The sequence below is a fragment of the Acinetobacter sp. SAAs474 genome, from assembly GCF_032823475.1.
Classification (GTDB): domain Bacteria; phylum Pseudomonadota; class Gammaproteobacteria; order Pseudomonadales; family Moraxellaceae; genus Acinetobacter.
Genome location: NZ_CP127915.1, coordinates 1,579,279 through 1,593,830, shown reverse-complemented (window position 1 = coordinate 1,593,830; position 14,552 = coordinate 1,579,279). Strand labels below are relative to the sequence as shown.

At 39.3% G+C, this 14,552-nt stretch carries 11 protein-coding genes; 8 read left to right on the top strand and 3 right to left on the bottom strand.

Annotated elements, in window-relative coordinates; all coding sequences use genetic code 11:
- Window positions 1-23: 23 nt before the first annotated feature.
- Window positions 24-1,148: an HlyD family secretion protein gene (locus QSG86_RS08415; RefSeq protein WP_317031076.1), complete on the top strand. Its 1,125-nt coding sequence runs from the start codon at window positions 24-26 to the stop codon at window positions 1,146-1,148.
- 110 nt (window positions 1,149-1,258) lie between these two features.
- On the opposite strand, the gene QSG86_RS08410 is transcribed toward QSG86_RS08415, so the two are convergent.
- Together QSG86_RS08410 and gabT are read right to left on the bottom strand one after the other, a co-directional pair.
- Window positions 1,259-2,707, bottom strand: coding sequence for an NAD-dependent succinate-semialdehyde dehydrogenase (locus tag QSG86_RS08410; RefSeq protein ID WP_317031075.1), 1,449 nt, complete (start codon window positions 2,705-2,707; stop codon window positions 1,259-1,261).
- A complete protein-coding gene (gene gabT, locus QSG86_RS08405; protein WP_317031074.1) occupies window positions 2,704-3,987 on the bottom strand; it encodes a 4-aminobutyrate--2-oxoglutarate transaminase in 1,284 nt (427 codons plus the stop codon). Before gabT ends, QSG86_RS08410 begins: the two co-directional genes overlap by 4 nt.
- 404 nt (window positions 3,988-4,391) lie before the next feature.
- Between gabT and QSG86_RS08400 the strand changes: the two genes are divergently transcribed.
- From QSG86_RS08400 to QSG86_RS08370, 7 genes are all read left to right on the top strand, one after another.
- A complete protein-coding gene (locus QSG86_RS08400) occupies window positions 4,392-5,822 on the top strand; it encodes a gamma-aminobutyraldehyde dehydrogenase (protein WP_317031073.1) in 1,431 nt (476 codons plus the stop codon).
- Window positions 5,823-5,990: 168 nt separating this feature from the next.
- Entirely contained in the window at window positions 5,991-6,761 is a 771-nt protein-coding gene (locus QSG86_RS08395) for a nuclear transport factor 2 family protein (protein ID WP_317031072.1), read from the top strand.
- A gap of 60 nt (window positions 6,762-6,821) precedes the next feature.
- Window positions 6,822-7,541, top strand: a complete 720-nt coding sequence (locus QSG86_RS08390) for a FadR/GntR family transcriptional regulator (protein WP_317031071.1) — start codon at window positions 6,822-6,824, stop codon at window positions 7,539-7,541.
- Window positions 7,542-7,608: 67 nt separating this feature from the next.
- Window positions 7,609-8,316 (top strand): cache domain-containing protein, encoded by a 708-nt coding sequence (locus tag QSG86_RS08385; RefSeq protein ID WP_317031070.1) that lies wholly within the window; start codon window positions 7,609-7,611, stop codon window positions 8,314-8,316.
- 192 nt (window positions 8,317-8,508) lie between these two features.
- A complete protein-coding gene (locus tag QSG86_RS08380; RefSeq protein ID WP_317031069.1) occupies window positions 8,509-9,840 on the top strand; it encodes an APC family permease in 1,332 nt (443 codons plus the stop codon).
- Between the two features lie 24 nt (window positions 9,841-9,864).
- Window positions 9,865-11,307 (top strand): FAD-dependent oxidoreductase, encoded by a 1,443-nt coding sequence (locus QSG86_RS08375; RefSeq protein WP_317031068.1) that lies wholly within the window; start codon window positions 9,865-9,867, stop codon window positions 11,305-11,307.
- 129 nt (window positions 11,308-11,436) lie between these two features.
- The gene (locus tag QSG86_RS08370) at window positions 11,437-12,942 is read left to right on the top strand and encodes a PLP-dependent aminotransferase family protein (RefSeq protein ID WP_317031067.1); all 1,506 of its coding nucleotides are present in this window, start codon (window positions 11,437-11,439) and stop codon (window positions 12,940-12,942) included.
- Between the two features lie 111 nt (window positions 12,943-13,053).
- Here the strand turns inward: QSG86_RS08370 and QSG86_RS08365 are convergent, their stop codons facing one another.
- Window positions 13,054-14,487, bottom strand: a complete 1,434-nt coding sequence (locus tag QSG86_RS08365; RefSeq protein ID WP_317031066.1) for an amino acid permease — start codon at window positions 14,485-14,487, stop codon at window positions 13,054-13,056.
- Window positions 14,488-14,552 lie beyond the last annotated feature (65 nt).

Here is a 14,552-nt window from a genome sequence, read left to right as displayed (position 1 = left end):
TTTTAAAATTTTTATGGTGTAACATGCAAGAAAATCAGTCCAAAACCGATCTTTCTCCATCACAGGATTCTAAGCAGCATGAATTTATTGGCCATGCCAGTAAATTAATTAAAACCACAAAACCAATGCTGGCATTGATGTTCTTAGTTTTAATTATCGGTATTTTTCTGATCTTAAATGCGTGGAAAATTGGTCCATTTCAGGGATCAGTTGAAGCGACAGATAACAGTTATATTCATGGCAAAATTACGGTTTTATCTTCGCAAATCAATGGTTATATTCGAACAGTCAATGTCAATGATTTTGATCATGTCAAAGCAGGACAAATTTTAATGACGATTGATGCCAATAGTTATCAGCAAAAAGTCACTGAAGCACAAGCACTACTCACCCAAGCACAAAACAACCTAGCCAACCAAACTCAGGCGATACAACAACGTAAAGCCGATATTTTAGCAGCGGAAGCACAAATCAAACAGGCTCAAGTTAACTATGCATTGGCGATGAGTGAACAAAAACGCTATAACCAACTCAAACGTACAGGTGCAGCATCTGCCTCAGAAATTAGTCAGATTGAAACAGCAACACAACGTTCACATGCTGCATTAGAAGAAGCACAATCAAATCTTATTGTAACCCAAGAAGCATTAAAAACAGCACAGGTAGCAGAAATTGGCTTACAGGCTCAAGTCACTAGTGCGAAAGCACAATTAAATCAAGCAGATATCACTAAAAACTATAGTACAATTAATGCACCAATTGATGGTCAATTAGGACAAATTCAACCACGTGTCGGTCAGTATGTCGCGGCAGGAACACAGCTTTTTACCTTGGTTCCTCAACAAACTTGGGTTATTGCCAACTTTAAAGAAACCCAAATCGCACATATTAAGCTTGGTCAACGTGCTTGGTTTACTGTAGATGCATTAGATGGTCAAAAATTTATGGGCCACGTAGATCAAATTGCTCCAGCAACAGGTTCGCAGTTTAGTGTCATTAAACCAGATAATGCCACAGGCAACTTTACGAAAGTGGTACAACGTATCGCGGTACGTATTCAAATTGATCCAGATCAAATCGATATCCAGCGCTTACGTCCAGGAATGTCTGTTGAAACTTATGTCGATACACAATCGTTAGCTCAATAGCTCGATATGTGAATATTCATTGAGATTAGCTGGATGATATATGATTGAAATACAATTAAATATGATAAATAACGAGGCCGATTTGAATGGGCAAACCAGCCTCGCTCAACTTAGTTTGAAATATCAACGCAAAGATATTTGAGTTCTAAATAATCCTCAATACCATATTGCGAACCTTCACGCCCTAAACCAGACTGTTTAACGCCGCCAAAAGGTGCAACTTCATTTGAAATCATACCCGTATTGACACCAACCATCCCGTATTCTAACGCTTCACCGACACGCCATTGACGTGCTGTACTTTGCGTAAAGAAATAAGCCGCTAAACCAAACTCGGTATCATTGGCCATTTGAATCGCTTCTTGTTCAGTTTTAAAACGGAATAATGGTGCTAATGGTCCAAAAGTTTCTTCACGTGCAACGCGCATATCTTGACGAACATCTGTCAATACTGTGGGTTCAAAAAAGGTATTACTTACTGCTACACGCTTACCGCCTGTTGCTACAGTTGCCCCTTTCTCTAACGCATCTTGAATATGTGCTTCAACTTTGGCAATGGCATCTTCATCAATTAATGGACCTTGCGTCGTTTCTACTAAACGCCCATCACCTACTTTAAGTTTTTGTACTTCTTCCACTACACGCTGTGCAACCTGATCATAAATTCCGTCTTGAATATAAATACGGTTTGCACAAACACAAGTTTGGCCACTATTGCGGAACTTGCTGGCTAAAATGCCTTTTACTGCCTGTTCAATATTGGCATCATCAAATACCAGTACTGGTGCATTACCACCCAGCTCCAAAGAGAGCTTTTTAATGGTCGGTGCACATTGTTGGGCTAAAATCCGCCCAACCTCAGTTGAACCCGTAAAGGTTAATTTACGCACAATATCACTGGCACATAAAGTCTGTCCCACTTCAATTGCATCACCACTTAAGGTGATCATAATATCGTGTGGCAGGCCAGCCTGTTGTGCCAATACTTCAAGTGCATAAGCACTGAGAGGTGTTTGTTCAGCAGGTTTGATTAACATTGAACAGCCTGCTGCAAGTGCAGGCGCAATCTTACGTGTAATCATCGCCGCAGGAAAATTCCACGGCGTAATCGCTGCTGTTACACCAATGGGTTGTTTTAATACCAATAAACGCTGTTGTACTTGCGTTGATGGTAAAATATCACCATCAATTCGACGCGCCTGTTCAGCAAACCAGCGAATAAATGACGCTGCATAAACAATTTCACCGCGTGCTTCGGCAAGTGGCTTGCCTTGCTCGGCTGTTAAAATCTGTGCTAAATCTTCTTGATGCTTAAGCATCAATTGATACCAAGCCAATAACAAGTCTGCACGTTGTAATGCCGTATAGTGCTTGAATTTGGCCTGTGCTTGCTCAGCACGTAAAATCGCTGCAGTCACTGAGTGACGATCATGCTTTTTTACCCAAGCCAAAGATGTGCCAAGGGCAGCATCTTTAACTTCAATATAATCATCCGATGCAGGTGCAACAAAGACAATATCGGGATGATCTAATAAGTAGTGATATTTTTGATCAATCATGCAGAAATACTCGCTTGCTTATCTGAAATCGCCGCAAAACTTTGCTGCAAAATATCTAAGGCTTGTTTAAATTGCGCATCTGGAATTGTAAGTGGATATAAGAAACGGATAACATTGGCTTTTTTACCACAAGACAACAATACTAACTGATGATCCATTGCATAGTCTTGAATGGCTTTAACCTGTTCTGCACTTTCTAGTTCAATCGCAACCATAGAGCCCAAACCACGAATATCACGGACAAAACGATGTGAATCACGTAGATCTTCCAGTACATCAATCAATTGAGCACCAAGTTTATTGGCACGATCACACAAATTCTCTTCTTCAATCACATCAATCACAGCATGTGCAGCAGCAACTGCTAATGGATTACCTGCATAAGTTCCACCGAGTCCGCCTGGATTAGGTGCATCCATCACATCAGCACGGCCAACAACACCAGAAATTGGGAAACCACCGCCTAGACTTTTTGCCATGGTAATCAAATCGGCTGTTACATTTGGATAATGTTCCATAGCAAACAGTTTACCTGTACGTGCAAAGCCTGTTTGCACTTCATCTGCAATCAATAAAATACCGTGTTGATCACAAATTTCACGTAAACGAATCATCAATTCTTGTGGCGCAACATTAAAGCCACCTTCGCCTTGTACAGGCTCTAAAACAATCGCAGCAACATCATGTGCTGCAATATCTGTACTAAAAATTTCTTCTAGACTTTCAATTGCATCATCGACTGTTATGCCATTTACTGCGACAGGATAACGGGCATGAAATACACCTGATGGCATCACACCAAAATCACGTTTATACGGTGCAGTTTTACCGGTCATTGCCATTGTCATAAATGTACGGCCATGAAATGCTCCGCCAAAAGTAATCACACCATGACGTTTAGTCGCAGCGCGGGCAATTTTAATTGCATTCTCGACAGCCTCAGCACCCGTAGTAAATAATGCTGCTTTAGCAGGACCTGTAATCGGTGCACGGGCAATAATACGTTCAGTTAAAGAGATATAACTTTCGTAAGGTGCAATTTGATAGGCAGTATGGGTAAATTTACCCAATTGTTCAGTCACCGCAGCAATAACTTTCGGATGACGATGGCCCGTATTGAGTACCGCAATACCACCAGCAAAATCAATAAATGCTCGTCCGTCTTTATCCCATAACGTTGCATTCTCAGCACGCTCAACAAACCATTGACACATGACGCCAACACCACGTGGTGTTGCTGCTAGTTTACGTGCATTAATTGCAGCATTTTGATTATCCATATCCGTACCTCTAAATCATTTATTGATGTTTTTGCCCGAGAACCATCTTTAGATGATGGATCACGACATTGTCTTTGATGAAGCTAATGTCGCTCGAATATCATGATGAAACGAGAGCCACTTTAATATCTTAATAAGGTACCAATTTTGTAGTAAATTTATATCACGGCCAATCAAGCAGTATCATATTCCATCATCATTATTTTTTTCCACATCTTTAGCACAACAATAAAAAAAATTAAATTTTTATAAATTAATAACTTATATCCAATAAAATTTTTAAAATACTCAATCAATACTTAAAAATAATGAATTTCTGTGATTTGCTATTTGACAGTTAAGTTAAAACATAATACATATATTGTTATATGTTATATTTTAAAACCAAGGACAAGGAATAAAAAATGTCAAATGTGAAACTTAAACATTTTATTAATGGTGAATATGTCGCAGCGCAATCAGATCAATATTTTGATTTAGTTAGCCCAGTCACAGGCCAAGTCTATGCACAATCTCCGAATGCAACAGATGAAGAAGTCGATCGCGCATATGCTGCTGCCAAAGCAGCATTTAAAATCTGGGGCCGTAGTACACCTTCTACACGACAAAAAGCATTACTGGCATTAGCAGATGCCATTGAAGCCAATGCAGAACGTTTAATTGAAGCGCAAAGTCGTAATACTGGGCAGCTTAAACATTTAATTGCTTCAGAAGAAGTTGCGATTTGTGCTGATCAAATTCGTTTTTTTGCAGGTGCTGCACGCTTACTGGAAGGCACTGCATCAGGTGAATATTTAGAAGGTTTAAGTTCAAGTATTCGTCGTGAACCTGTGGGAGTCGTAGGTCAAGTTACGCCATGGAACTATCCACTAATGATGGCAGTATGGAAAATTGCACCCGCATTAGCAGCAGGAAATACGGTAGTACTTAAACCTAGCGATACCACTCCAGAAAGTACCTTATTACTGGCTGAAATCGCTGCGCCATTTTTCCCTAAAGGTGCTTTTAACGTTGTTTTAGGCCAAGCACAAGTAGGCTCTAAAGTTGTTTCACATAAAACACCCGCATTGGTTTCAATTACAGGATCTGTACGTGCCGGTTTACAAGTTGCAGCGTCTGCAGCAGCGAATCTAGCTAAAGCACATTTAGAACTTGGTGGCAAAGCACCTGTTTTAGTTTTTGCTGATGCCGATATTGACAAGGCCGTAGAAACCATTGCTATAACAGGCTACTTTAATGCTGGGCAAGACTGTACTGCAGCAACACGTGTGATTGTAGATGAAACGATTTACGATGAATTTCTTAGCAAATTAGTTGAAGCAGCAAAAAATACCCGCTTTGGTGATCCAGATGATCAAGATGCGCTGTATGGACCATTAAATAATGCCAATCAACTGAAACATATTAAAGCATTTATTGAAAATTTACCGGCACATGCCAAAGTTGAAACAGGTGGGAAACAAGCCGATCGTTGTGGTTTTTATTTTGAGCCGACAGTTATTTCTGGCCTACAACAACATGATGATGCCATTCAAAATGAGATTTTTGGCCCAGTCATTACTGTACAAAAATTTGTTGATGAAGCAGATGCGATTGATAAAGCCAATGATGTGGAATATGGTCTTGCATCAAGTGTTTGGACCACCAATCATGCTCGTGCAACCCGTCTAGCACGTGAACTTGACTTTGGTACTGTATGGATTAATACACATATTCCATTAACAGCCGAAATGCCACATGGCGGTTTTAAGAAATCAGGTTATGGCAAAGATTTATCAGGTTATGGTTTTGAAGAATATACCCGTATCAAACATGTGATGAGTGCAACGGATTAATCATCGCCAAATAGCGCTCAGTTCTAAAGCTCTATTAATAGATGATCTGTTTACTGAAATGGATCATCGAGCATTATCATTATAAATGGATCGGGTCAATCTTTAATCACATTGCCCCAAAAATGATCAACCATAGTAAAACCAAATCGATTTAACATGGATATGAAAATGAATAAACAGGAACTTAAAGACTTTGTCAATCAAGCCCACTATGAACTTTTTACCCTGCGCGATACGACAGCACTTTCACGCTATTTTGCAGAAAACTTTATTGAGCACTCCCCTTTAGTTGCTGATGGTATTTCAGGTTTAGCCCAACTAGTCAATGATTCACCTCAATTACAACATCAAGCAATCCGTATCTTGGCGGATGGTGATTTGGTGGCGATTCATGGTCGTTTTCAAGGCTTAGATGAACAACCACTGGTGGGTTTTGATATTTATCGTGTCGATAATGGTAAAATTGTTGAACATTGGGATGGACTCGTCCCAGAAGCAGCAGCGAATAGTAGTGGTCGTACACAGCTAGATGGTGTCAATCAAGTCGATACTGATGGTGATATAGAAAAAAATCGTGAACTGGTTAGCAATTTTTTTACGCAAACTTTAATTGCTGGAGACTATAGCGGTTTTAGACGTTATGCTGAAGGCAATCACTTTTTACAGCATAGCCCTGATATTGGTGATGGTGTAGATGCTGTCATTGATTTTTTAGAACACATTCGTGATCAAGGGCAAGGTTTAGTCTATCATAAAATTCATCGTACCATTGCTGATGGACAGTTTGTTCTTACCCATTCAGAAGGTGAGATTGCGGGTGATCGACATGCATATTTTGAACTTTGGCGTGTTGAAAATGGTAAGATTGCCGAACTTTGGGATGCAATTACTGCAGTACCAGAAGATCAACAAGCCGTTCACCCTTACGGCATATTTTAAATCCTTGATACTGTTGTAGTATCAATAAGGGAAGTAGCCGAGCTATTAAGAGAGATTGCGATGTCAGCCTATACCATTATTTTTGCCCCCATCGGTCAAGCAACTCGTTCAGAACAAGTGATTGAACGTTTGGAAAATGCAATTGTCTCTGGATTGCTCAAAAGTAATGAACAACTTCCTAATGAAGCTGACTTAGCACGCCTCATGGGCGTTTCTCCCATTACTGTGCGTGAAGCATTAAATACATTACGTGTAAAAGGTTTAATTGATACACGTCGTGGTCGAAATGGTGGCAGTTTTGTCTGTGAACTGCCTTCTGATTTTTTATTAAATCAACATCCTTTGCGTCAAGCATCCAGTGAGTTTTTAGCAGATTTAGGCGAATTTCATTGTGCAAATTTTTCCCATAGTGTCTATTTAGCAGTACAACGTACAACATCTTATGAAATTAATAAGATTAAGACCTTAATTGAACAATTTAGCCAAGCCAGTGAACCAGATACACGTGCACAATATGATCTACGCTGCTTACTGACCATGAGCTCATTTGCACAATCTTCACGTCTTGCCAATCAAGAACTGACGATCCAAGCAGAATGGGCACCATTAATTGCTGTACTTTATCAAGATGATGAATTTCATGCTGCGATACAACAACAATATCAATGCCTACTGTCTTCATTTGTTAATGCAAATGAAGATGATGCTTTAATTCAAGCCAGAAAAATGATTAGCATGGTAACCGATCAGATGCTGCGCTATAGATTATCTCTGCTGTAGTTTCAGTATTCATCTCGAGACGTGAAATCAGGCATTAAAATTAATATGGAATTGAGGAGTTACAGGAATGACCCAAAATCTATATATCCAAGAGCTTCAGGATTTATTGACACAAATTGTTGACGAAAGTACATCAACTGCTGAACGTTTAGCCAATCAAACCAGTCGTATTTGTGCCCAACATCATATTGATCCCAAAAAAGGCATTAAATTATCTACAGCAGAACGTCATTTATTGCAACAGGAAATTAAAAGTGCTTTACATCATAGTAGCTATAGCCAAGGCATGGGATTTGCCAGTTATAGCCCTGAGACACACGATGAACAAGATTATTGGACACTTGAATGGTGGTATAAAAAAGCTGAACAATTACAACAAGCACAACTTGAAAACTATCAGAATGCACAACGTTTTTTAGATTTCAGATCATTTGAATGGTTTCAGCAACCCGCACAAAACAATCAGCCGTGTATCTATGGTCCTTATGTTGATTATATCTGCAATGGTGCATATACCATTACAGTTGCCCACCCTGTTATTGTAAATGCTCAATTTATTGGTGTGATTGCGATTGATATGTTAGTTTCAGCTTTAGAAAAGCTGCTGATTCCAAAGCTCAAACATATCAAGCAAAAAGCAGTGATTATTAATGATAGCGCACGTGTCATTAGTTCCAATGATGTCAGTATTCGTATTGGCACTTTATTAAAACACAAAAGCAGACAACAGCAGATCACACGCAGCAACCCCTCACTACAATTGATTGTTTTATAAATTATTTTGATTAAACGTCCATCAGCTTATGGTCGACTTAATCGCAGTTAAAAAATGATTTGTCGTTACAATCAGCGCTTTTAATGACTTGATGACTTTACATATAGGCATCGAGTATGGGCTTGCTGTTGCCTAAATTTATCTGAACTTTCTAGGACAGAAAGTAAAATAAAAATTCAAGGTTGAAATGATATGGAAAAAAGTGAAAGTTCCAGCAAAAAACTGTCTTTGTGGCAAGTGACGATTATTGGTATTGCCTATATGACGCCCATGACAGTTTTTGACACCTTTGGCATTGTTTCAGATCTCACCAGTGGACATGTACCCTTTGCCTATCTGCTGGCATTAAGTGCCATGTTACTTACCGCTTTAAGCTATGCACGCTTTAGTCGTCATTCAGAAAAATCGGGTTCTGCCTATAGTTATACGGCACAAAGCCTAGGTGCAAAAAGTGGTTTTTTTGTCGGTTGGTGTTCATTACTCGATTATTTATTACTGCCGTTAATTAATGTGCTATTAGCTGCTATTTATTTGCATGCTTTAATCCCCAGTGTGCCCTATTGGCTTTGGGTCATCGTATCATCTGGCCTCGTGACATTGGTCAATTGTTTTAGAATCAAACTGCTTGCAAACCTAAGCCTTGTTTTTGTTTTTGCCCCTATTATTTTAATGCTGGTTTTTATTTACTTGGTCATTGATGGTATTGGTTCCAGTCAAGGCTATCAGCATGTTCTTAGCTTAAAACCACTTTGGCATGGCCCACAAGAACTCTTGCCTTTAATTGCGGGTGCATCCGTTTTATGCTTTTCATTTCTCGGTTTTGATGCAGTGACCACTCTATCTCATGAAACGCGCAATCCAACCAAAACCATTCCACGTGCAGTGATTCTAACCACACTTGCTGGAGGAGTGATCTTTTTTACAGCCTCATGGTTTATTCAATTATACTTTCCCAGCAACATCCGTTTTCAAAATCCATCTGAAGCATTACCTGAAATTGTTTTATATGTAGGTGGCGCGCTATTTCAATCTATTTTTTTATGCGGTCAGATTATGAATACTGTTGCTTCAGGGCTGGCCTCACATGCCAGTGCATCGCGTTTATTGTATATTATGGGTCAAGATAATATCTTTCCTAAAAAGTATTTTGGTACAATTCATGCATCACTCAACACCCCTTTTTTCTCAGTACTATTTGTAGGATTGGTGTCACTTTCTGCAATGTTTTTAAATTTAGCACAAGTAGTTAGCCTGATTAGTTTTGGTGCTTTAGTGGCCTTTACTGCAGTTAATTTTTCCGTATTTGTAAAATTTTATCTTCGTGATCAACAACGTAATGGCTTAAAAAATAAATTCTTCAACCTATTTTTACCTCTTTTTTCAATGATCACTATTATGGCTTTATGGATCAATCTTGATTCATCTTCACTCATTTTTGGCTGTTTTTGGCTCTTAGCAGGCATTTCATTATTTATCTATAAAATGCTTAAAAAACAAACAATCGCTATTAGTAATGCCTATTAATTAATTATCTTTAGGAATATCGACATGAAAACCCATACAAACGTTCAACAAATTAACAAACCACAACATCTAAAAGATGTTGAATTTAGAAACAGTGCAGCCAATAAAGTCGGTAAAGAATGGAGCTGGATTAATAGCAAACATCCACAAACAGCAGATCTAGAAAATCCGGCCAATTATTATGAAAGCTCACTGGCTGCATGGCATACCTTTGATCCGTTAAACCACGATATTGAATGTGATGTCGTGGTAATTGGTGCAGGATTACTCGGTGCATCAACAGCTTTACATTTAGCAGAACAAGGCGTAGATACTGTTGTTTTAGAAAAAAACCGTATTGGTAGTGCAGCATCAGGACGTAATGGTGGACAATTGACTCCCGGTCTTGCACGTTGGGAAGCAGAAGATATGATTGAGCATTTAAGTTATCAAGATGCTCAAAAATTATGGCACTTCACCTCTACTGAAGCAATGCAATTGATTGATCATATTTCAGAGCACTATGATTTACAATTCAATCGTCAACAAGGTCATATTACTGCAGCCGTACATGAAGGGCATTTAGTTGCTTTAACACAAGGTGCTGATGCACGAAAATTTTTAGGTGAAGATCACACTCAAATTGTCGGAAAACACGAGTTACAGGACTATATTAAGTCCGACTATTATACTGGTGGATTAATTGACCATTTAGGTGGACAAATTCATCCTTTGGCTTTAAATCGTGGTCTTATTTATGCATTTTGTCAAAATGGTGGTTCAGTCTATGAAAATACTGAAGCATTGAGTATTAAACAGCAAGAAGATGGTATTTATATCCAAACAGCACAAGCACGAATAAAAGCAAAAAAATCAGTCGTGCTTGCCGTACATCATGCCTCGTTTAAACTGTTACCAGAACAAAAGCAAACCACGATTCCCTTTTATACCTATGTCAGTACCACGGCACCTTTAGAACTTGATATTCAGCAGTTATTGCCTCATGGACATCCGGTCTATGATACCCAATTTCAAATTGATTATTATCGTCCAGTGACGGATAACCGTTTATTATTTGGTGGACAGGGAACTGGAACCTGCTGGGGTCCTGAAAAAACTTTGGCCTATCTTCAGCAACGTATTCATACTGTTTTTCCACAAATTAAAAACCTAAGCATGGATTTTGTCTGGAGTGGCACGACAGATCTCACGGTTAATGGTGCAGTCGATAGCCGTAAATTTGAACATAAATTTCCAATTTATGCCGTACACGGCTGGAGTGGGCACGGTGTGGCACAGACCGTCCGTATCGGCAAAGCAATTGCCGATGATTTTGTGGGTAAAAATCATGATTTTGCCATGCTGGCTAAAATTGAGCATCAGAATATCTTATTTGGCCGTCGTTTAGCGCCGATTATGATTCCACTGGCAAAAAGTGCTTTTGGATTGGGTGCGATGCTACAACCAGGAAAAATGGTCTCTTTTTAATTGATATTTAACAACCACATATATCTTATTAATCTCTGATTTTACAAAATCAGCAAAGTATTAACAAGCTAATACGGAAATCCTGTATGCTCATCTGGCGATACAGGATTTTAATTATAAGGAACGGATTTGCGTAGTTTATTGGCTGATCATCTTTTACAACGCCTACAACAACAAACTGAAGGTGCATTATATCAACGGGTATTTCGCTGTTTACGTGATGCCATGATTGAAGATGTATTACCTCCCAAAACACGTTTACCCGCTTCACGTGATCTTGCCCATGAACTCAATGTTTCTCGCAATACTATTTTAAATGCTTATGAACAATTACGGGCACAAGGTTATGTCGAGGCTTTTACAGGTAGCGGTACATGGGTCTGTGAAAAGTTACCCGAAGATTATCTGAATGTACTTAGCGCAGAAACCACACCACAGCAAAATACCAGTTATGATTTAAAAAATCTTTCTCAACGAGGTATGGTTTTTTTTGAAAATGCTGCAGCATCACCTTATCAATGGGGTGCCTTTGTGCCTGGTGTACCTGATGTGACTGAATTCCCTCATGCAGAATTTAGTAAGATTTTTTATCGACTTAGCCGTCAGCCCAACATTGCCAATTTAATCTATACCAGTGATGGTGGCTGTTTGGAATTAAAGCAAGCGCTCGCTGAGTATTTACGTGTGGTACGTTCAGTAAAATGTGATGCAGAACAAATTCTCATTACCGATGGTATTCATCAAGCCGTTGATTTTATTTCTCGTGCCTTATGTGATGTTGATGAACATGTCTGGGTAGAAGAACCAGGCTATTGGGGAGCCAGAAATATTTTACGTATGAATGGTCTAAATATTCATGCGATGCCTGTTGATCATGAGGGAATTACCTTAGATCAAACGGCACCTGTACCTAAACTCATTTTTGTGACCCCTTCTCATCAATATCCTTTAGGTTCTCATCTTAGTCTTTCTCGTCGTAGACAACTGTTAGATTTAGCACGTGTACATCATAGCTGGATTATTGAAGATGACTATGACAGTGAATTTCGCTTTGAGGGTCAACCATTCCCATCTCTGCAAGGTTTAGAGGAAAATACCCCTGTCATTTATATGGGCACCTTCAGCAAAACGATCTATCCCGCACTGCGAGTAGGTTATATGGTAATCCCTAAAAGTTTAGTGGCTGGGCTAAAAACCATTTCTGCTGAACTCTATCGAGGTGGCCATATGTTGACACAACTGGCCTTAGCGGAATTTATTCAAAATGGGCACTATGCGGCACATATTCGACGTATGCGCCTTTTATATACCAAACGACGTGCCTTTTTAATTGAGTTAATTGAACGCTATCTAGGACATGATTTTGTTCATGAATATAGTCATGAAGCCGGTTTACATTTGGTTTTAAAATTACCATCTCATACAGATGATGTCGCGATTGCACAATTGGCACTGACACGTAATGTCAAAGTTCGCCCATTATCTCAATATTTTACGCAGCAAGAACAAAATACGGCACGGGGTTTATTATTAGGTTTTGCCTGTGTTGCTGAAAAAGAGATGTTGATCGCTTTTAGCATTCTCAGACAATGTCTCAAAGAGCATCATATTTTCCCTCATTTATCTCAATCCTAATCTCAGCATAATATGTCATAATACCGACTTCACATAAGAGACTGTTGAACCTCAGATGATTCTAAAATACAGCAGTCTCTCAGCCAACCAACCAGATCTTCTGTAGAACGGTTAATTAAACTCACGCGTTAACTGTGGCTGTGCTAAGGCAATATTTTTCTTCCTTGCCGCTTTTATTTGAATACGAATACCCAACAGCACCACCAACAGGGTCGCAGCGCCTGTAGACCAGACCAAGATACGATATTGTTCAATAAATGACATCGCAATAAGCGATACACTAATAAAAGCAATAACAATATAGCTAAGCCATGGAAACAACCACATTTTTAACTTAATTTCCTGACCTTCACGTTGCATTTTCTGCCGTAATTTAACTTGAGAAATGGCAATCACCAGATAAACCAATAATGCAATCATTCCAGTAGTATTCATTAAAATATCTAGAATTTCGCGTGGTTTTAACGCATCAATAAAGTTCATACATGCCACAGTTAGGGCAACAAGACATGACGCCAAAACGGCAAAAACAGGCATGCCATTTGGACGCGTTTTTTGTAAAAACTTAGGTGCATCGCCACGTTTTGATAATGAATATAACATACGTGAAGCAGTATAATGTCCAGAAACAAAACAACTACTCACTGACGTCAATACCACAAAATTCATCACCCACTGAGCACCAGGAATTCCCAGCAGTTCAAAAGTACGGCGATATGCGCCATAGCCTGTTTGTCCCAGTAATGGATCATTCCACGGTACAATACATACGATTAAGAAAATTGAGCCTATATAAAACAAGCAAATTCGCCAAACCACCGACTTAATGGCACGTTTGGTTTGTTCTACAGGATTTTTTGACTCCGATGCTGCAATGGTTACAATTTCAGCACCTAAAAAAGAAAACATCACCCCCAATAACGCAACAATGACTGGACCAATACCGTTGGGCATAAAACCGCCATTTCCAGTCAAGTTGTGTATCGGATTAACCTGTGCCATCGGCCATAGCTGTATAACGGCCAATACGCCCAAGAGAATAAAAACCACAATCGCAACGACTTTAATCAATGCAAACCAGAATTCAGCTTCACCATATTTGCTGACCTGCATAAAATTAATCGAAATAAAGCCGATGGTCATCAATAAGGTAAAAACATTAACACTGACATAAGGAAACCATTCATGCAGAATAAGCCCTGCCACATATGCTTCCCACGCCATTAACAGGACCCAAAACCACCAATATAACCAGCCAATGGTAAAACCTGCCCAACGTCCAATGGCTCGTTCCGCATACGTAGAGAATGAACCAGTATCAGGAGAAGTGGCTGCCATCTCACCCAGCATACGCATAATAAAAACCACCAATGCACCACCAGCAAGATAAGCCAAAATAACTGCAGGACCTGTTGAGGCAATAATACTGCCAGAGCCGACAAATAAAGCTGCACCAATTACACCTGCGATTGACATCATGGTGAGATGTCTGGTTTTTAAAGAGGCACTCAGTTCATTGCTAGACTCATCTTTATTGATTTTCATATTCAATTCATTCCATGAATAATTTTAAGGTGCGCGAAATAGATCCATCTTATAATCACGTTTGG